This is a genomic window from Streptomyces sp. NPDC046939 (assembly GCF_040644575.1).
Lineage (GTDB): Bacteria > Actinomycetota > Actinomycetes > Streptomycetales > Streptomycetaceae > Streptomyces.
The window spans coordinates 417,980-435,797 of the sequence record NZ_JBEYWV010000001.1; the positions used below are offsets into that span (position 1 = coordinate 417,980).

Sequence of the window (17,818 nt, forward strand, 5' to 3'; positions counted from 1 at the left end):
GGTCCTCAACGCTCGGCGGCGCCCCGCGCGGGCGAGGCCGAGAACGTGCGGGCGCTCGGCACCAGCGCCGCGGCCGCCGGTGCCGCGAAGCAGATCGTCGCGCACCCCACCAGGACTGGAGTGGCGCCGAACGTGTCGATGGCGGGCGCGATGACGGCGAGGCCGACCGGGGCGAGGCCGTAGGAGAGCAGGAAGTCCAGGGAGGAGACCCGGGCCAGTTTGTCGGGGGCGACTTCGCGCTGGGCGGCGGTGAACCAGGGCACGTTGAACAGTTCGATGCCGATGCCCGCGACCGCGTAGGCCGCCATCACGACGACCGGGTGCACGGGCAGGACGAGGCTGAGCGGGGCGAACCCGTAGGCGGCCAGACCGGCCAGGGCGGCCCGGCCCGGGGAGCGGGGGCGCCAGCGGGCGATGAGCAGCGCACCGGCCAGCGCTCCGGCGGTGTAGGCGGTCATCGCGCCCGCGAGGACGACCTCGGTGCCGTACGCGTCGCGGCTGACCAGGGGGAGGGCGACGCCGGTCGCCGAGTAGCCGGTGGCGATGACGGCGGTGAGCGCGCCGAGACCGGCGAGGAACCACGGGTGCCTGCGCGCCTCACGGACGCCCTCGGCGAACTCGCTCACGAAAGACGCCCTGCTCGCCCCGGCAGTGATTGCGGTCGCGGCGGTTCCCGGACGCGCGCCCCGCCCGGGGACGAGAGCCGCGACCAGCCACAGCAGCCCGATGCCCACCAGCAGCGCCCGGGTGTCCAGGACGACGGCGAGCAGCGCCGCGAGGGAAGGGCCCACCAGTGTGGTCACGCGTACCGCGAGGGTCATGGCGGCGTTGGCCTGCTGCCTCCGCCCGGCGTCGACGACCTCGGCGATCAGGGCCTGGTAGGCGGGCCTGCAGGCGCCCTGGCCCGCTCCCGCCACCGCGGCGGCGGCCGCCATCAGGAGGACCGAGCGGTCCAGTCCAGCGGCTATGACCGGCGCCGCGGCTCCGGCGGCGAGCCCCGCCCACAGCACGACGCCCCGGCGGGAGTGCCGGTCGGCCAGGACTCCGGCCACGGGCACCGCGGCCAGGAATCCCACCGTGCGCGCGGCGAGCAGCAGCCCGAGGTCCGTGGCGGCCAGGGCCCGGTCGAAGACGGCGAGGCCGAGGACGAAGGGCAGGGCCCAGGTGGCGAGGCCCGACGCGGTGGCGCCCGTCCAGAGGCGGAGAAAGGCCAGGTCGCGCAGGATCGATCGGTTGGTGCGGGGTGGGGTCTCGGTGGCGAGGGGGGTGGCGGAGGGGGTGGGCACGAGGAGGCACTCCTGTCGTGTCGGGGGGGCAAGGTCCTTGTCCGGCAGCGTGGTTGAGCGGCGGAGCCGGTGCGCTCGCGCTCATGTCGGCGCGGCAGCGGGAGCACACTATCGCAGTGATAATCATTTCCATTAGAGTGCTGTTCGTCGCCGCCCCGCGAGGGGCGTGCGCCCTGTTCCGCATGCCGTTCCGCGCTGCCCGCAGCGCTGAATCCGCATGCCCGAGCCCCGTCCGACGGACATGATCCAGAGAAAGCGAAGGTGCCGCACATGCCCGTGCCCACGACCTCCCCGCCGGCCGCCGACGGGAACGCGGCCGACGGGGACACGGTCGACCCGGCCGAGGCGTCCGCGCCCCGGTCGCCCGCGGCCGGGCGGAGCCGATTCGCGTCCCGGAAGGCGCTGTTGCTCACCTGCGCGGTGCTGACCGCGCTGCTCCTCGTGTCCGTCGTCGTCGCGATCGGGCTCGGCCCCGCCGTCATCGGCCCGGCTGAGACGGCACGCCATCTGTGGGCGGCGCTCAGCGGGGGCCGCATCGACGCGGACGAAGTGACGACGTATCAGATCATCTGGCAGATCCGGACCCCGCGCGTGCTCCTCGCGGCGCTGGTGGGCGCCGGACTGAGCGCGGTCGGCGTCGCGATCCAGGCCATGGTGCGCAACGCGCTGGCCGACCCCTTCGTCCTCGGCGTCTCGTCGGGCGCCTCCGTCGGCGCCGTCGCCGTCACGGTCACCGGAGGGTTCGCCGCACTCGGTGTCTACGCCGTCTCCGCGGGCGCCTTCACCGGTGCGCTCCTAGCCTCCCTCCTGGTCTACGTGGCCGCGTCAAGGCGGGGCGCGCTGTCGCCCCTGCGCCTCGTCCTCACCGGCGTGGCCCTGTCCTTGGGCTTCCAGGCTGTCATGAGCCTGATCATCTACTTCGCGCCGGACAGCGAGGCCACGAGCATGGTCCTGTACTGGACCATGGGCAGCTTCGGCGCCGCGACCTGGGGCGCGCTGCCCGTCGTGTCCTTCGTGGTCCTGTCCGGACTCCTCGTCCTGCACCGGTACGGGCGGGCGCTGGACGTCCTCTCCCTCGGCGACGAGACCGCCGCGAGCCTCGGCCTCGATGCCGACCGGCACCGCAAGGTGCTGCTGGTCATCGTCTCGCTCGTCACCGGCGTCATGGTCGCGGTCAGCGGAGCCGTCGCCTTCGTCGGCCTCGTCATGCCGCACGTGGTGCGGATGGTCGTCGGTGCCCCGCACGCCCGCGTCCTCGCGGTGGCACCCCTGGCCGGAGCGGTCTTCATGGTGTGGGTCGACCTGGCCGCACGGACCCTGGCCGCGCCGCGCGAACTGCCCCTCGGGGTCATCACCGCGCTCGTCGGAGTCCCGGTCTTCCTCACCTTGATGCGCCGCCGCGGCTACACCTTCGGGGGACGCTGACATGCGCCTGGAACTCGACCGGCTCTCCGTGGTGACGGACGGCAAGGCCCTCGTACGCGAACTCTCCCTCGACGTGCCGGACGGCCAGGTCGTGGGGCTCGTCGGCCCCAACGGCAGCGGCAAGTCCACCGCCCTGCGTTGCGTGTACCGGGCGCTGCGCCCCACCTCGGGAACCGTCCGGCTGGACGGAGAGGAGCTGCCCCGCCTTCCGCTGCGGCACACCGCCCGCGCCGTCGCCGCGATGACCCAGGACGGTGGCGTCGACTTCGACTTCACGGTCGAGGAGGTCGTCGCCCTCGGCCGCGCGCCCCACCTCCGGGGCAACCAGGCGCTCGGCGACCGGGAGCGCGACCTGTGCGCGCGGGCGATGGACCGGCTCGACATCGGACACCTCGCCCACCGCGGCGTCCTCACGCTGTCGGGCGGCGAGCGGCAACGCGTCCTGCTGGCCCGCGCTCTCGTGCAGGAGCCGAGCATCCTCGTCCTGGACGAGCCGACCAACCACCTCGACGTCCGCCACCAGGTCGACCTCCTGTCGCTGCTGCGCGGCTCGGGGCTCACCGTCCTCGTCGTCCTGCACGACCTCAACCTCGCCGCGGCCGCCTGCGACCGGCTCGGCGTCCTCTCCCGGGGCCGCCTGGTCGCCTCCGGCGCACCTGCTGACGTGCTCACGCCCCAGCTCGTCGACGACGTCTTCGGCGTCAGGGCCAGCGTCGTACCGCACCCGCTGACCGGCGACCCGCAGCTCCTGTACTCGCTCGACCCGACCCGTTGACCCGACCCGACGCGCTGACCCGATCCGACCTCTCGAAAGGCATCACGCATCCATGCGCACCCCTCATGACCTCACCACGCCCCGCCGGGCCGCCGCCCTCGGCTCCGCTCTCGCGGCGGTCCTGGCGCTCAGCGGCTGCGGCGCCGACGTCACGTCCGACGACGCCAAGGCGGGCGGCAAGGTCACCGTGAACCGCTGCGGCGAACCGGTGCGGTACACCGTGCCCGAGCGGGCCGTCGCCTACGAGGGCGGCAGCGCGGACAAGCTGTTCGCGCTCGGCCTCACCGACCACGTGTACGGCTATGTGATGCCGCCCGCGAACCCTCCGGTGAGCGAGTCGCCCTGGGCGTCGGAGTACGCGAAGGTGAAGATGCTCAGCGACGACCTCCTGAACAAGGAGGTCGTGGTCGAGGCCAAGTCCGACTTCGTCGTGGCCGGCTGGAACTCCGGGTTCAAGGACGAGCGCGGCATCACCCCCGAGATCCTGGACAAGCTCGGCATCCAGAGCTTCATGCACACGGAGAGCTGCTTCAACTACCCGCGCCACCCGGAGCGGAAGACCCCCTTCGAGGCCCTGTACACCGACTTCGAGAGACTGGGCAGGATCTTCCGGGTCGAGAAGAAGGCCGCGCAGGTGGTCGACGGGTTGAAGAAGCGGGTGGCGGCGGTCGAGGCGAAGGCCCCGGCAGGGAAACGGGTGCCCGTCTTCCTCTACGACTCCGGCACCGACCAGCCGTTCACCGCGGGCAACCAGGTGCCGCCCAACGACATGATCAAGGCGGCGGGCGGCCGGAACGTCTTCGACGGCCTCGACGAGCGCTGGACGCAGGTCAACTGGGAGGCCGTCACCGAGGCGGAGCCCGAGGTCGTCGTCATCCTCGACTACGGCGACCTGCCCGCCAAGAAGAAGATCGACTTCCTCAAGAAGTCCCCGCACACCAGGGAACTCCCCGCCGTGAGGAAGAACAACTTCTTCGTCCTCGACTACAACGAGGGCATCAGCGGCCCGCGCAACATCGACGGCCTGGAGAAGCTCGCCACGTACCTCCGCGGACTCGGACGATGAACCACCGCCAGACGTGAACTCCCTTCTCAAGGGCCGCCCTCGCCCCATCCCAAGGACCGCATGAACCGCCCCACGCCCCGCCCGCCCACCGCAATCGACACGAGGACAGCGATGAAGAACACCGACGAACTCCTGGCCGCCGTCCTGGCGGGCGACCACGGACCCCGCCCCGCCGACCTCGTCGCGACCAGCGTGTTCTGGGCGCACCACGGCACACGGCTGGCCGGCGGCGACACCACCTACCTCAACCAGTACCTCCTCGTCCGCCTCGGCCACTCCTTCGGCGGCTGCGCCTTCGAGGCCGGCGAGGTCGACGCGTCGCTGTGCCGTGACGCCTCCGGCGCCCCCGTCGACACGCTGCTGCGCGAAGGGCCCCGGCCGCTGCGGATCGCCGCGCTCGACGCCTACCTCGGCTCCGTCCGCCCGCACCGGGACGCGCCCGGGGCGGAACCGGTCACCCTGCCCGCCGGAACCCCCGAGACCCGCGCACTGGCCCGGGACGCGGCCATCGCCGGACTCCTCGACATCGACGCCGGGGCCAAGGTCGGCCTCATCGGGGTGGTCAACCCGCTCGTCGCGGCCATCCGCGAGCGCGGCGGCGACCCCCTGCTCTGCGACTTCAACCTGCGCACCACCCAGTGGGGCGACCCCGTCACCGACGACATGCACGAGGTCCTCGACACCGCCGACGCGGTCGTCGCCACCGGCATGACCCTCAGCAACGGCAGCTTCGACACCGTCCTGGCACGATGTCGCGAACGCGGCGTACCCCTGGTCGTCTACGCCCAGACCGGCAGCGCCGTGGCGCGTGCCTTCCTCGGCCACGGCGTGACCGCCCTGTCCGCGGAGCCCTTCCCCTTCTCGCAGTTCAGCGCCGAGGCCACCACCCTCTACCGCTACCGTGCGACGGCCCGCGCATGACGGCCGCCACCCGCCCGCCGCGGACCGCCGCCCGTACGAGACAGGGGACCGGACGCGCCGCCTGCCACCACGGCGAGATCCTGCAAGGCGTCTTCCTCGACGAGCGGCGCCGCCCCGTCCACGCGCTCGTCACCCTCCCGGTCGACGGGCCCGGCAGCACCGCCCGCTTCACCCAGCACCCCGGCGCCTCACCGGACGAGGTGACGGTGGTGCCCGCGGGCCGCGACAAGGCGCGGACGGCCGCCGTCCTCGCGCTCCGGGAATGCGCCGCACACCACGGCCCGGAGCCGTACGGCGGCGAGCTGACCCTCACCGGGAACCTCCCCATCGGCCTCGGCATGGGCTCCTCCACCAGCGACGTCATCGCCACCGTACGGGCGGTCGCCGACTCCTGCGGCGTACTGCTGCCACCGGTCACGATCGCCCGCATCGCGGTCCGCGCCGAAGGCGCCAGCGACCCCCTCATGCACGGGGCGCGCCCCCTGCTCTTCGCCCAGCGCGAGGGCCGCGTCCTCGAAACACTGGGCTCCGCGCTGCCGCCCGCCGTCGTGGTCGGGTGTGCGCTCGGCGGCGGCGCACCCGTCGACACCCTCTCCCTCCCCACCCGGCCGTACGACGACGACCTCGCCGCCTACGCACACCTGCGCCGCATGCTGCGCCGCGCGGTCACCGACGCCGACACCGCCCTGCTCGGCCGGGTCAGCACCGCCAGCGCCCGCCTGCGCCAACGCGTCCTGCGCCACGAGGAGTTCCCCGCGCTCACCCGCATCGCCGACCGCACGGGCGCCGCCGGCGTCCAGATCGCCCACAGCGGCAACGTCGCCGGCCTCCTCTACGACCCCCGCACCCCAGGACTGCGCCACAGACTGCGCCGCTGCGCCCGCGCCCTGGCCGCCGAGGGCATCACCCCGACCAGGACCTTCACCACCGCCGCGAGCCCCACGACCGAGGAGTACACGTGGACGAACACATCTCGGAAGCCATCAGCCGCCCGGACCTGATACGCCTCGACGACGGCCTCCTGTGCCTGCGCTTCGAGACGATGAAGGTCGTCTCCGCCCTGGCCGCCGTACGCCACCTGCTCGACACCGGGGCCGTACGGCGCGGCGACACCCTGGTCGACAGCTCCAGCGGCATCTACGCCTACGCCCTCGCCCTGGCCTGCCACCGCTACGGCATGCGCTGCCACATCGTCGGCTCCACCACCGTCGACCACACCCTGCGCACCCAACTCGGCATCCTCGGCGCGCGGCTGGAGCAGATGCCGCCCAGCAGCAGCCTCAAGCTCGACCAGGACCGCCGCGTCGCCCGTGTCCGCGAGATCCTGCGGGACCACCCGGACCACCACTGGATGCGCCAGTACCACGACGCCATCCACTACCTCGGCTACGAAGCCGTGGCCGACCACATCCACACGCTGACCGGCGACGCGCCGCTCACCTTCGCCGGGGGAGTGGGCTCCGGGGCGTCCACCGGCGCCCTCACCCACTACCTGCGCAAACGCTCCGCCGACGTACGACTGGCCGGCGTCCAGCCGTACGGGAGCGTCACCTTCGGCAGCGCGCACGTCGCCGATCCGGAGATCATCATCGCGGGCATCGGCAGCTCGATCCCGTTCGGCAACGTCCGCCACGACCTCTACGACGTCCTGCACTGGCTCTCCTTCGACGCGGCCCTCACCGGCAGCGTCGACCTGCTGCGCCGGCACGCCGTCTTCGCGGGACTGTCCACCGGGGCCGCCTACCTCGCCGCCCGCTGGGAGCGCCGCGAGGACCCGGGACGCACCGCTGTGTTCATCGCCGCCGACACCGGCCACCGCTACGTGGACACGGTCTTCGCCCGCCACCAGGAGGCGTCCCGTATCGAGGACCTGGCCCCGCGACAGGTGCGCGGCACGGACGAACTGGCGCTCCCCTGGTCCCGTATGCGCTGGGACGGCTCACCCGCGCCGGAGGAGGCGGTCCTGAGGTAGCCCGTCGTCGAGGAGGGACGGATTGACGACGCGCACGATCGTCTCGACGTCCCGCGGGTCGGCCGCCGCCCACAACACGGCACGCGCGGCACGGTACTTGGCGGCCAGGCGCTCCTGTTCGTCCCGGGGCAGCCGCGCGGCCCGGTCCTGGCGGGAGTTGTGCGCGTTGTCGGCGATCTTCACGAGGGTGGCGCGCGGGTCGCCGGTGATCCGGCGGACCTTCTCCGCGTACTCCGTCCCGGCTTGATTGGTGACAACCCGCACGATGTCCACGACTCCGGCCGGCACCCCGGCGCCGAGCAGCCCCTCGGCGGTCCAGTCGGTGTCCTCCAGGACGTCGTGCAGGAGACCGGCCATGACGAGCTCCTCGCCGAAGGGCACGAGCCCGGCGGCGACCGCCCGCACATGCTCGATGTAGGGCACGCCGACCTTGTCGACCTGTCCGTGGTGCGCACGCGCGGCCAGCGCGTCGACGTCCTCGACGGAGTTCATGGGGCGCCTTTCGTCCTTCAGCGGGTCCGGGTCCGCGCACGGGCGAGCAGCAGAAGGCCCGCTGTGCCCGCTCCGACCGCCGCCCCCATGGTCAGCGACTTGTGCGAGGAGCGCCAGGACAGCACCGACCAGCGGGACTGCGCCGAGAACAGGGACGCCGTGCTCAGCCACGATCCGGTGGAGATCAGGGACAGCGCGGACCCTATGGAGCCGACCGACAGGGCGCTCCCGATCGAGCCGACCGACAGGGCCGAGCCGACGGACCCGACGGACAGGACCGAGCCCACCGAGCCGATCGACAGCACGGAGTCCTGCGACCACAACGACAGCACGGAATCAGAGGAGGGACGACGAACCGACCGTACCGGCAGCTTTGTCATGCGGTGATTCTGCCTCCTGCGGACGTCGGGGCGTGACCCCTTGTGAGGCCACGCCCCGGCCGACCGCCCGCGCGAGGATCACCGCCGACGTGACAGGGCGACGCCGGCCAGGCAGAGCGCGCCGCCGACAAGGCCGTACGCCGTCGGGATCTCGGCGAGCAGCAGCCACGACAGCAGCACCGACACGGCCGGAACGGCGTACGTGACGGCGGAGAGACGGCCGGCGTCCATGCGGCGCAGCGCGTAGGCCCAGGCGGTGAAGCCGATCGCTGTGGGGAACACGCCAAGGTAGACGGCGCCCAGCACGGCCCCGCCGGACGCCACCCGCAACTCGCCGACGAGCTGCGGCGCCCAGGGCAGCAGGACCGCCGTCGCGACGACGCAGCCCAGCCAGATCGCGGTGAAGCCGTCGACGTGGCGCAGGGTGACCTTCTGCACCATGACGCCCGCGGCGTAGAGGACGGCGGCCAGGAGGCACAGCAGGACGCCCGCCCAGTCGCGCTGCGCGGTCGCCCCGGCCGCGATGATCGCGGTGCCGCCCAGCGCGACGAGCGAACCGGCGATCAGCGAGCGGGAGAAGGGTTCGCCGAGGAACTTCCCGGCGGCGACCGCGACGAGGAGCGGCGCGAGGTTCACCAGGAGGGCCGCGGTCCCGGCGTCGACGTGCTGCTCGCCCGCGTTGAGGGCGACGGTGTACCCGGCGAGCCACAGCACGGCGTAGGCGGCGATCAGCAGGAACGCCGTGCGGGACAGACGGACCCGGACCGACCGCCTGGCCACCGCGAGCACCGTGAGCGTGGCGGCCGCGACGCCGAGGCGCAGCAGCGCCAGCGGCGCGGGGGAGAGGGCGTGCCCGATGCCCCGGATGGCGACGAACGCCGAGGCCCAGAGCGCGACCGCGAGTCCGGCGGCGGCCGCGGTCCTTCCGAGGTGCGTGCTGACGGGGGCGGTGGGCGGGGCTGTCTCGCGAAGATCGGTCACCCGGCCATCGTCGGCCGCACCGTATGTGAAGGACAAGCGACGAGTTCTGTACGTGTGTTAAGCATCGCTGTACAGTGCGCTCATGCTGGACATCCCACGGCTCCGCGTCCTGCGGGCGGTCGTCGCGACGAGTTCGATCCGGGCGAGCGCCGCCGCGCTCGGCTACACGCCCTCCGCCGTCAGCCAGCAACTCGCCACACTCCAGCGGGAGACCGGCCTGCGCCTGTTCGAACGGTCGGGCCGCGGCATCGAGCCCACCGCGGCCGGCCGGATCCTCGCCGCCGAGGCCGACACGCTGTTCGAGGCGTTCGGCCGGGTCGAGCGCGTGGTCGGGGATCTGCGCGCCGGTCGCGTGGGCAGCCTCTCGATCGGCTACTTCAGCTCGGCGGGCTCCGCGCTGCTGGCGCCGGCCGTCGCCGCGCTGCGGGCCGAGTTCCCGGAGCTACGGCTGGACCTGCTGCTCACCGAGTACACGCAGGGCGAGCCGGACGTGGACATCTTCGTGGAAGAGTCCGGCGCCGAGCACCCGGGGGCCGTCCGCGTGCACAGGCTCGCCGAGGACCCCTACGTCGCCGTCGTCCGCGCCGACGATCCGCTCGCCGGTCTGCCGGAGGTACCGCTCGCGGACCTCGCCGAGCGGCACTGGGTCGACAACGACCTCCACGAAGGCACCTGCCGTCAGGTGCTTCTCAACGCCTGCGCGCAGGCCGGGTTCTCCCCGGGCTTCGTGGTGGAGACGCACGACTACCGGACCGCGATGTCCTTCGTGGCGACGGGCATCGGCCTGACGGTGGTACCGGCGCTCGCCATCGGCCAGCTGCCGGACGGCCTGACGACCGTCGCGCTGGTGTCCCCCACCCCGGTCCGCCGCCTCAGCGTCGCGGTGAAGGAGTCGGTGGCGCGGCACCCCGCGGTGCGGCGCACCGTCGAACTGCTGGAGGAGCTGGTCTCCGGTACGAGAACCGGGCGTCGGCCTGGCGGCGCCACGCAGGCAGGCGAACTCCACGCCCGGCCCGAGCGGTTCGGGGCCGACCGACGGTAGCGGTACGGAAGCGAGACGTTAGCGGGACGGGAACGGGCCCTGCGAGGTTGGCGGTACACACAGCCGCCGCGCCCGGCCGGACCCGCGCAGGACCGGTCGGGAGCCGCGTGTGACCCGACGAGACCTGGAGTCGCCGCATGTCCGCAACCCCGCACCACGACGCCGTACCCGCCGGTCCTTCCCGGCGATCGGTGCTGACCGCCGCCGGTCTGACCGCCGCGGGCGTCGCGCTCCACTCCACCGTGGGCAGCACGGGCGCCGCCGCGGCGGCGGCACCCGCGATCTTCTACTCGCCCCACCAGGACGACGAGGCGATCGGCATGGCCGGCACGATCCTGGAGCACAAGGCCGCCGGGAGACCCGTCTATCTGGTCCTGGTCACCAAGGGCGAGAACGGCGGCATCGCGCAGGCCCTCGACAAGAACCCCTGCGACCTCGGTGACAGGTGCTCGGCGCCCGGCCACTACCACAAGCTGGGGTGGCAGGACACGGGCGACACACCCGAGGTGGTCTCCGCCCGCACGTCGGAGTTCATGCTCTCGGCCAAGGCCCTCGGCGTCGACAAGGTCATCAACTTCAAGCTCGGCGACGACGCCTACGGCACGCCGGAGGAGTACACGGCCCTCGTCAACAAGATCCGGGGCAAGGTCCGCCAGCTCATCGAGCAGTACCCGGGCGCCTCGCACAAGTTCACCGCGGGCTGGCTCGACACGACCAAGCCGGGGGAGTGGCCCCCGAACGCCACGCACAAGGCGTGCAGCGACGCCGCCTACTTCCTGAAGAAGAACGGCGAGCTGAAGGACGTCCGCTTCAACCACATCTACACCTACGAGGCGTACAGCCGCGACAAGCGTGACCGCGGCGCGGACTACGTGGTCGACATCCCTGCCTCGCACATGAAGAAGAAGCAGGCGGCGATCCTCGCGTACAACACGTGGGACCCGAACCGGAACCTCTACACGACCGGCTACCACAGCGTGCCGGTGCTGATGGAGCAGGCGTACAGCGACCCGCGCGAGTTCGTCTTCGAGCTGCCGTCCAACTACAAGGCGGGCCGGGGCTATTGACGAGACCCCTGCGCGTAGCGCGGGGCGAGCGTGCTGGTGGCCGAGGCGCGGAGTCCGGTCTCGGCCGCGGTGACGCGGTCCACCGCCGCGCCGTCGACCAGCCCCGGCACACATACGACCTCGCCGGTCTCCAGCGCCCTGAGCGACGCGGTCACCACGTCCTCGACGGGCATGCCCCCGTCGTCGTGCACGCGCGCCTCCGCACCGCCCACCGGCTCCTGACCCTGGGTGAGGTGGAACTCGGTCGCGGTCAGCCCGGGGCACAGCACCTGCACACGGACCGGCGACGGGGTCAGCTCGGCGGCGAGGGTGCGGCTGAAGGTGACCACGTACCCCTTGGTCCCTCCGTAGACCGCCCGGGTCGGCAGCGGGTCCGGCGGCAGCGAGCCCGCGAAGGCGAGGGTGGACGCCACGTTCACGACGGTGCCGCGGCCCCGGGCCAGCATCCCCGGTACGGCCGCGCGCGCGATCCGGGTGACCGCCACGACGTTGACGGCGATCACCTTCTCCAGGAGGGCGGGGTCGGTCTCGGCGAAGGGGCCGTAGCCGTTGATGCCCGCGTTGTTGACCACCATGCCGATGTCGTCACCGGCGGCCCGCGCGACCACCCGGTCCAGGTCGCCGGTGTCGCTCAGGTCCGCGACGAGGGTGTCCACCCGTACGCCGTGCTCCTCGGACACCTGCGCGGCCAGCGTCTTCAGGCGCTCCGCGCGGCGGGCCACCAGCACGAGGTCGTGGCCGCGCGCGGCGAGTCGTCGCGCGTAGGCCGCGCCGATGCCCGAGGAGGCACCGGTCACGAGGGCCGTACCCGTGGCGTACTGAGGGGAGTCTTCATTAATGGTCATGGTGCTCCTTTTTGTGCATGGTAAGCCGCGGGGGCAGGCGCGTCGATTGAGGTCATGTCGCGGGGGTAGTCGGCTCGCATGCTTGAGACACTCGCAGCGGCGCCGACCTCGTTCGCACGCGCGCTTCCCGGGCGCAACGCCTCACGGCACGCCCGGGCGCGCCGACGGCGCGGCAAGCTGCACCGGCGGCTGCTCGCCTACCGCGACGTGGAGATCGTGCACTCGCCCGCGCCTGCCGCCTCCGCCGACAGCCTGCTGCTCGTGTACACGCGCCGCATCGTCGGCCAGCTCACCTACGAGGTGTGCGAACAGTGCGCGAGCGGCGTGATCACGGAGATGTACGTCGCCTCGCCGCTGCAGGACAGCGGTCTGGGGATGCGCGCCGTCGCCCACCTGCGCGCGTGCTACCCCGACGTCTCCTGGCGCAGTCGTCTCACCCGGCGTGCGACGCGTGACCTGGTGCACCGTATGCGCTTGCCCTACGCCGAGACCGGGCGCGCCTGTGCTCATAAAGGCGGCGAGCCCGTGCCCTCGCAGCGGGCCGCCTGAACCTGCGCGAACCGATCGGCGAGAGCGCCGCGCATAACCGGTGATCTTCGGGAAACTCGCAGGCCATGGGCGTGATGACAGAGATTCGTGAGACAGACCGGAGAGTGGCGCAGCGGCTTGCGGACAGCACCCCGCCCGCTTTTCACCGGACGCTGTCGGCGGTGGAGGAAGCGGCGGAGGGCACCAAGCTGTGGTGCGGCGCGGCCGTGGTGATGGCTTCGGCGGGCGGCTGGCGCGGCCGCAAGGCAGCCGCCGCGGGCCTCACCGCCGTTGCCGTGGCACAACTGGCGTCCAACGCGGTGTGCAAGCAGTTGGCCGACCGGCCCCGGCCACCCAAGGAGTGGTTCCCGCACGACGAGGCGGAGGACCGCCCCGACTCCTCGTCCTTCCCGTCGGGGCACACGGCCGCCGCCGTCGGCTTCACGGCCGCGGTCGCCGCCGTGTGGCCCCTCGCCGGTGCTCTGTGCGCCGTACCGGCCGCCCTGGTGGCCGTCGAACGTGTGCAGAGCGGCGCCCACTACCCCAGCGACGTAGCCGCCGGTGCCGTCATCGGCCTGGCAGGCGCCTGGCTCACCCACCGTGCCCCGGGCCTGATCCTGCGCCGCTGGCTCTAGTTGGGTCGGTGGTGCCTCAGCGGGCGATCGAGACGGCGAAGGGCGCGAATCCGTCGGCGCGGATGACATGGGGCACGAACAGGATCGCGGCCTCGGTCGCCCGCGCGGTCTCGATCCCGCCGAGGTCCGTCATCCACCGCTCCTGCCAGCCCAGGTCGGCGAGGAGTCCTCGTACGACCTTCTTGGCCTCCGCGTCCTCGCCGGAGAGGAAGACGGTCGGGGCCTGGACGAGCGAGGCGGGCGCGGTCATCACCGTGAACAGCATCGTGTTGAGCGTCTTGACGACGTAGGTGTCGGGGAGCGCTTCTTGAAGTAGCTCGCCGAGGCTGGAGCCGGGGTGGAGCAGGGCGGTCGGGAGCCCGTCCGGGCCGTCGACGGTGGCGTTGGAGACGTCGACGAGTATCTTGCCGCGCAGTTCCTCGCGGAGCGCGGTGAGCCGTTCCAGCGATCCGGCGCCGGGGGTGGCGTTGACGACGACCTCCGCCGTCCGGGCGGCCTCGGCGGCGGTCCCTGGTGAGCGGTCCGCGACGGTCACCTCGTGTCCGGCCCGGGTGAGGGCTTGGGCGAGGCTGCCGCCGACGCGGCCGTTCCCGAGTACGGCGATCCTGGTCATGCTGATGTTGTCCTTCCGGTGTGTTCGGCTGTCGTAGGGGGAGTCAGCGGGAGAGCGTGGTGACGGCCTCGCCGTGCACGCCGGGCGCGGCGGCCAGGAAGCTCGCGCTCTCCGTCGTCCAGGGGCGGCCCTCGGCGTCGGAGATCCGCCCACCGGCCTCGGCGACGAGCAGCGCGCCGGGGAGCAGGTCCGCGCGGGCGCCGGCGAACTGCCAGAAGGCGTCGATCCGGCCGGCGGCCACGTTCAGCAGGTGCAGGGTGGCGGGTACGGAGGTCCGCACCACCAGCGCGCCGAGGAGCATCGCGGTGATCGAGGAGCCCACGCGGCGCACGACCTCCTCGTCCTCGTCCGGCCTGGCCTGGCTCGTCGCCACGAGGCTCAGGCCGAGGTCCGCGGTGTCGGAGACGCGCAGGGGGCGGCCGTCGAGGTGGGCGCCGCCGCCGGCGAGCGCGGTGTAGGTCTCACCGGTCAGCGGTACGTGCACGGCGGTGAGGACCGGCTGGTTGTCGCGTACGAGCGTGGCCGTCACCGCCCACTCCGGCAGGGCGTGCAAGTGGTTGACGTTGCCCTCGGCCGGGTCGAGGACCCACCACTCGCCGGGCGGCAGGGCGCCACCCGCCAGCTCGTCCTCGACGAACCCGGCGTCCGGGCGCAGGGAGGCGAGGCGCGGGCGCAGGACTTCGAGGGCCGCGTCGTCGTTGACGGCGAGCGCGCGCATCAGCTCGGCGCGGGTCCGGTGGCGGACCACGTCGCCGAACCGCTCCCGCAGCACGGTGCCCGCGTCGCGCACGGCGGTCACGGTCTCGGCCAGCAGGTCGGCGTCGGTCTGGATCAGTTCAGGCATGGCGGTGCTCCCGTCCGAGCAGGGTGAGCAGGGCAGTTGAGGAGGCGGGGGGAGGCATGATCCGCGTGCCTTCCGTGTCCGCACCTCGAAGGTAGAAGGGCGCACCGCTAACCTCAAGTGCATGTAAAGCACGGCTAGGATGACTCCCATGCAACTGGATCTGAACCTGCTCGCCGCGCTCGACGCACTCCTCGAAGAAGGCAGCGTGGCCGGAGCGGCACAGCGTCTGCACGTCACCGCTCCCGCCATGAGCCGCAGCCTCGGCCGGATCCGGCGCACGACGGGCGACCAGATCCTGGTGCGCACCGGACGGACCATGACCCCGACGCCGTACGCGATCGCCGTCCGCGAGCAGGTGCACGAGCTGTTGCAGCAGGTCCAGGGCGTGCTGGCACCCAGCCGCGCGCTCGACCTCACAACGCTCGACCGCACCTTCACGCTCCGCTGGCACGACTCGCTGGTCGCCCTGAGCGGCCCCGCGCTCCTCGCCGCCGTCCGTGAACAGGCGCCGGGCGTACGGCTGCGGTTCCTCGCCGAGTCGAGCGGTGACACGCCCGAGCTGCGGCGCGGCGAGGTCGACCTGGAGGCCAACGCGAACCCTCCGGCCGCGCCCGACCTCCGCGCCGAGCGGGTGGCCGAGACGCGGCACGTCATGGTCGTACGCCAGGAACACCCGCTCGCCCGGGCCGAGGCCGTCACCGCCGAGCAGTACGCCGAGGCCGAGCACCTCACCGTCTCGCGGCGCGGGAAACTGGGCAACGCGCTCGACGACGCCCTCGCGCGGCACGGCCTCACCCGGCGGGTCGTGGCGACCGCGCCCACGGAAGCAACGGCGTTCGCGTTCGCCCGCGACTCCGACCTCGTCGTCACGGCCCCCGAATCGACAGCACGCCCCACGGCGGCACCCCTCGGCCTCACCCTGCTCCCGCTGCCGCTCGACCTCCCCCCGGCCACGATCTACCTGTCCTGGCACCAGCGCTACGACACGGACCCCGCCCACACCTGGCTCCGCGACCTGGCCCGTAAGGCACTGGCTGACGAGGCTTAGCGTGCGGAGGCCCTGCTCAGAGCCTGGTACCGGGGCAGATCGGCTCCCGCAAAACTTGCGTGCCGCACGGGACCGAACTCCCCATACTGATGCGATGAGTACGAGCCCCGCTCCCCGACGCTTCCGGGACCCCCGCAGCACCAAGTACGACTTCCTGGCCTCCGTACTCGTGCGCTGCCCGGCATGCGACAAGATCGCGCACGTCGTGCCGGCGCCAAGTCAGGACCCGGCACCCGGCGACGCACTGTTCGCGCCGAGGCGGCTCGTCTGCCGGTCGTGCGGAACGGCGAAGGAGTGGAGCGGTCGGCGCGTCAGCCTGCACCGCGACTGGTACGCGCCGGCCGGAGACCCGTACTTCCGCACGCGCCTGTGGCTGCAGACCGAGACCCGGCACGGATGGGTGTGGGCCTACAACCTCCAACACCTCGACCTGATCAGGCAGTTCGTGCAGGCGCCGCTGCGTGAAGGGATCCCCTGGCACGACCACGGCCGCAAGATGACCGTGACGGCCCGGCTGCCTGCCTGGATGCAGCAGGCCAGGAACCGGGACGAGGTGCTGCGGGCCATCACCCGTATCCATGCCTCGCTGCTGCGCGCGCCCTGACCCGCGACGACCGCCCCCCTCGTGTCAACCAGCCGCCGGTTCCGCCACCGACGCCGCCTTCCGGGCCCGGCCGTGGTCGAGGCGGTCCCAGAGGGTGAGCAGCGGGGACGTCATCACCGTCGTCACCAGGGCGACGATCACGAGGACGCCGAAGAGCGCCGGGGAGGTGATGCCCGCGGCAAGGCCGACGTTGATGGCGATGAGCTGCATCAGGCCGCGGGCGTTCATCAGCGTGCCGACGCGGACGGCGACGTCCTGCGGCTCGCCCAGCAGCCGCGCCGTCGCCCAGCAGGCACCGAACTTGCTGACGACCGCCACCAGGACGCAGGCCACCGTGAACAGCAGCATCCCGCCGCCGGACAGCAGCGTGAAGTCGGTGTTCAGCCCCGAGTACGTGAAGAACAGCGGCAGGAACACGATGCGGCTGACCGGCTCGATGGCCCGCACCGCGCGCGTCACCACCGGGTCGCGGGGGAAGGCGACGCCGAGGCTGAACGCGCCGAACACCGCGTACAGGCCGATGCGGTCGGTGTACCAGGCGGCGACGAACAGGACGAGGACGGTCACCAGCAGCAGGTGTTCCTCGGTCAGCCGCCGCGCCCAGTCAAGGGCTCGCGGTCGCAGCCGCACGAACACGGCGAGGAGCACCCCGAGTCCGACCGTGCCGGCCGCCGCCAGGACGAAGGTGCTCGTCCCGCCGCCCGCCAGGCTGAGCACCGCCGCCAGCAGAATCCACGCCACGGCGTCGTCAAGGGCGCCGGCGGCCAGCGAGACCGAGCCGAACCGGGTGTGGGTGAGGCCGCGCTCGTTGATGATGCGCGCCAGCATCGGAAAGGCGGTGATGGCGAGGGTGACCCCGATGAACAGCGCGCCGACGAGCGGCGAGATGCCGGGCGGGTAGATGTCCACCCGGTTGTGCGCGAGCGTGGCGAGACCGACGCCGAGGACGAGCGGTGCGGCGATGCCTGCCGCCGACACGGGAACCGCCGTGCGGCCCACCGACGCCAGCCGGTCCGTGCGGAACTCGTAGCCCGCGAGGAACATGAAGGCCACGAGGCCGATCTGCCCGGCCACGTAGAGGATGGGGCGCAGTTCCTGCGGGAAGAGGGCCTCCTCGGCGCCGGGGGAGAGGAGGCCGAGCACGGACGGGCCGAGGGCCACGCCGGCGACCATCTCGCCCACCACGGGCGGCTGTCCGAGGAAGCGCAGCAACCAGCCGACGAGGCGGCAGGTGACGAGGATGACGGCCACGGCGAGGAAGAACGCCGGACCCAGCTCGGTGGTCGACAAGGTG

At 72.6% G+C, this 17,818-nt stretch carries 20 protein-coding genes; 12 read left to right on the plus strand and 8 right to left on the minus strand.

What is annotated here, in order from left to right:
* Nucleotides 1-5 precede the first annotated feature (5 nt).
* Entirely contained in the window at nt 6-1,286 is a 1,281-nt protein-coding gene (locus ABZ877_RS02100) for an MFS transporter (RefSeq protein ID WP_361062730.1), read from the minus strand.
* Between the two features lie 405 nt (nt 1,287-1,691).
* Between ABZ877_RS02100 and ABZ877_RS02105 the strand changes: the two genes are divergently transcribed.
* The 6 genes from ABZ877_RS02105 to ABZ877_RS02130 all read left to right on the plus strand — a co-directional run bounded on the left by ABZ877_RS02105 (nt 1,692) and on the right by ABZ877_RS02130 (nt 7,445).
* Nucleotides 1,692-2,711 (plus strand): iron ABC transporter permease, encoded by a 1,020-nt coding sequence (locus ABZ877_RS02105; protein ID WP_361062900.1) that lies wholly within the window; start codon nt 1,692-1,694, stop codon nt 2,709-2,711.
* Between the two features lies 1 nt (nt 2,712).
* On the plus strand, nt 2,713-3,486 hold the full coding sequence (locus tag ABZ877_RS02110) for an ABC transporter ATP-binding protein (RefSeq protein ID WP_361062733.1): 774 nt from the start codon (nt 2,713-2,715) through the stop codon (nt 3,484-3,486).
* A gap of 52 nt (nt 3,487-3,538) precedes the next feature.
* On the plus strand, nt 3,539-4,552 hold the full coding sequence (locus ABZ877_RS02115; RefSeq protein WP_361062736.1) for an ABC transporter substrate-binding protein: 1,014 nt from the start codon (nt 3,539-3,541) through the stop codon (nt 4,550-4,552).
* Between the two features lie 111 nt (nt 4,553-4,663).
* A complete protein-coding gene (locus tag ABZ877_RS02120) occupies nt 4,664-5,473 on the plus strand; it encodes a DUF364 domain-containing protein (protein WP_361062739.1) in 810 nt (269 codons plus the stop codon).
* Complete coding sequence (locus tag ABZ877_RS02125; protein WP_361062742.1) at nt 5,470-6,474, plus strand: GHMP kinase; 1,005 nt, start codon at nt 5,470-5,472, stop codon at nt 6,472-6,474. Before ABZ877_RS02120 ends, ABZ877_RS02125 begins: the two co-directional genes overlap by 4 nt.
* The gene (locus ABZ877_RS02130; protein ID WP_361062745.1) at nt 6,432-7,445 is read left to right on the plus strand and encodes a pyridoxal-phosphate dependent enzyme; all 1,014 of its coding nucleotides are present in this window, start codon (nt 6,432-6,434) and stop codon (nt 7,443-7,445) included. Before ABZ877_RS02125 ends, ABZ877_RS02130 begins: the two co-directional genes overlap by 43 nt.
* Here the strand turns inward: ABZ877_RS02130 and ABZ877_RS02135 are convergent.
* The 3 genes from ABZ877_RS02135 to ABZ877_RS02145 all read right to left on the minus strand — a co-directional run bounded on the left by ABZ877_RS02135 (nt 7,413) and on the right by ABZ877_RS02145 (nt 9,298).
* Nucleotides 7,413-7,937 (minus strand): HD domain-containing protein, encoded by a 525-nt coding sequence (locus tag ABZ877_RS02135; protein ID WP_361062748.1) that lies wholly within the window; start codon nt 7,935-7,937, stop codon nt 7,413-7,415. The genes ABZ877_RS02130 and ABZ877_RS02135 overlap by 33 nt on opposite strands.
* A gap of 17 nt (nt 7,938-7,954) precedes the next feature.
* Nucleotides 7,955-8,317, minus strand: coding sequence for a hypothetical protein (locus tag ABZ877_RS02140; RefSeq protein WP_361062750.1), 363 nt, complete (start codon nt 8,315-8,317; stop codon nt 7,955-7,957).
* Between the two features lie 78 nt (nt 8,318-8,395).
* Nucleotides 8,396-9,298, minus strand: a complete 903-nt coding sequence (locus tag ABZ877_RS02145) for a DMT family transporter (RefSeq protein ID WP_361062753.1) — start codon at nt 9,296-9,298, stop codon at nt 8,396-8,398.
* Between the two features lie 82 nt (nt 9,299-9,380).
* On the opposite strand from ABZ877_RS02145, the gene ABZ877_RS02150 reads away from it, so the two are divergent.
* A complete protein-coding gene (locus ABZ877_RS02150; RefSeq protein WP_361062756.1) occupies nt 9,381-10,340 on the plus strand; it encodes a LysR family transcriptional regulator in 960 nt (319 codons plus the stop codon).
* A gap of 137 nt (nt 10,341-10,477) precedes the next feature.
* Nucleotides 10,478-11,407, plus strand: a complete 930-nt coding sequence (locus tag ABZ877_RS02155) for a PIG-L family deacetylase (protein ID WP_361062759.1) — start codon at nt 10,478-10,480, stop codon at nt 11,405-11,407.
* Here the strand turns inward: ABZ877_RS02155 and ABZ877_RS02160 are convergent.
* Nucleotides 11,401-12,252, minus strand: coding sequence for an SDR family oxidoreductase (locus tag ABZ877_RS02160; protein ID WP_361062762.1), 852 nt, complete (start codon nt 12,250-12,252; stop codon nt 11,401-11,403). The two genes, ABZ877_RS02155 and ABZ877_RS02160, sit on opposite strands and share 7 nt — an antisense overlap.
* A gap of 78 nt (nt 12,253-12,330) precedes the next feature.
* Here ABZ877_RS02160 and ABZ877_RS02165 point away from each other — a divergent pair, with 78 nt between their 5' ends.
* Both ABZ877_RS02165 and ABZ877_RS02170 read left to right on the plus strand, forming a co-directional pair.
* Entirely contained in the window at nt 12,331-12,801 is a 471-nt protein-coding gene (locus tag ABZ877_RS02165) for a hypothetical protein (protein WP_361062765.1), read from the plus strand.
* Between the two features lie 104 nt (nt 12,802-12,905).
* Nucleotides 12,906-13,415: a phosphatase PAP2 family protein gene (locus ABZ877_RS02170; protein WP_361062768.1), complete on the plus strand. Its 510-nt coding sequence runs from the start codon at nt 12,906-12,908 to the stop codon at nt 13,413-13,415.
* Between the two features lie 16 nt (nt 13,416-13,431).
* Here the strand turns inward: ABZ877_RS02170 and ABZ877_RS02175 are convergent, their stop codons facing one another.
* Both ABZ877_RS02175 and ABZ877_RS02180 read right to left on the minus strand, forming a co-directional pair.
* Nucleotides 13,432-14,028 (minus strand): NAD(P)-binding domain-containing protein, encoded by a 597-nt coding sequence (locus ABZ877_RS02175; RefSeq protein WP_361062771.1) that lies wholly within the window; start codon nt 14,026-14,028, stop codon nt 13,432-13,434.
* Nucleotides 14,029-14,071: 43 nt separating this feature from the next.
* On the minus strand, nt 14,072-14,872 hold the full coding sequence (locus ABZ877_RS02180) for an inositol monophosphatase family protein (protein WP_361062774.1): 801 nt from the start codon (nt 14,870-14,872) through the stop codon (nt 14,072-14,074).
* 148 nt (nt 14,873-15,020) lie between these two features.
* Between ABZ877_RS02180 and ABZ877_RS02185 the strand changes: the two genes are divergently transcribed.
* A complete protein-coding gene (locus tag ABZ877_RS02185; RefSeq protein ID WP_361062777.1) occupies nt 15,021-15,920 on the plus strand; it encodes a LysR family transcriptional regulator in 900 nt (299 codons plus the stop codon).
* Nucleotides 15,921-16,014: 94 nt separating this feature from the next.
* Nucleotides 16,015-16,524, plus strand: a complete 510-nt coding sequence (locus ABZ877_RS02190) for a hypothetical protein (protein ID WP_361062780.1) — start codon at nt 16,015-16,017, stop codon at nt 16,522-16,524.
* Between the two features lie 24 nt (nt 16,525-16,548).
* On the opposite strand, the gene ABZ877_RS02195 is transcribed toward ABZ877_RS02190, so the two are convergent.
* The gene (locus ABZ877_RS02195) at nt 16,549-17,814 is read right to left on the minus strand and encodes a cation:proton antiporter (protein WP_361062783.1); all 1,266 of its coding nucleotides are present in this window, start codon (nt 17,812-17,814) and stop codon (nt 16,549-16,551) included.
* Between the last annotated feature and the right edge of the window lie 4 nt (nt 17,815-17,818).

Coding starts and splice junctions, on each gene's coding strand:
- ABZ877_RS02125 (WP_361062742.1), top strand. CDS start 5,470: ATGACGGCCGCCACCCGCCCGCCGCGGACCGCCGCCCGTACGAGACAG.
- ABZ877_RS02135 (WP_361062748.1), bottom strand. CDS start 7,937: ATGAACTCCGTCGAGGACGTCGACGCGCTGGCCGCGCGTGCGCACCAC.
- ABZ877_RS02160 (WP_361062762.1), bottom strand. CDS start 12,252: ATGACCATTAATGAAGACTCCCCTCAGTACGCCACGGGTACGGCCCTC.
- ABZ877_RS02110 (WP_361062733.1), top strand. CDS start 2,713: ATGCGCCTGGAACTCGACCGGCTCTCCGTGGTGACGGACGGCAAGGCC.
- ABZ877_RS02115 (WP_361062736.1), top strand. CDS start 3,539: ATGCGCACCCCTCATGACCTCACCACGCCCCGCCGGGCCGCCGCCCTC.
- ABZ877_RS02190 (WP_361062780.1), top strand. CDS start 16,015: ATGAGTACGAGCCCCGCTCCCCGACGCTTCCGGGACCCCCGCAGCACC.
- ABZ877_RS02180 (WP_361062774.1), bottom strand. CDS start 14,872: ATGCCTGAACTGATCCAGACCGACGCCGACCTGCTGGCCGAGACCGTG.
- ABZ877_RS02155 (WP_361062759.1), top strand. CDS start 10,478: ATGTCCGCAACCCCGCACCACGACGCCGTACCCGCCGGTCCTTCCCGG.
- ABZ877_RS02140 (WP_361062750.1), bottom strand. CDS start 8,317: ATGACAAAGCTGCCGGTACGGTCGGTTCGTCGTCCCTCCTCTGATTCC.
- ABZ877_RS02120 (WP_361062739.1), top strand. CDS start 4,664: ATGAAGAACACCGACGAACTCCTGGCCGCCGTCCTGGCGGGCGACCAC.
- ABZ877_RS02150 (WP_361062756.1), top strand. CDS start 9,381: ATGCTGGACATCCCACGGCTCCGCGTCCTGCGGGCGGTCGTCGCGACG.
- ABZ877_RS02165 (WP_361062765.1), top strand. CDS start 12,331: ATGCTTGAGACACTCGCAGCGGCGCCGACCTCGTTCGCACGCGCGCTT.
- ABZ877_RS02175 (WP_361062771.1), bottom strand. CDS start 14,028: ATGACCAGGATCGCCGTACTCGGGAACGGCCGCGTCGGCGGCAGCCTC.
- ABZ877_RS02185 (WP_361062777.1), top strand. CDS start 15,021: ATGCAACTGGATCTGAACCTGCTCGCCGCGCTCGACGCACTCCTCGAA.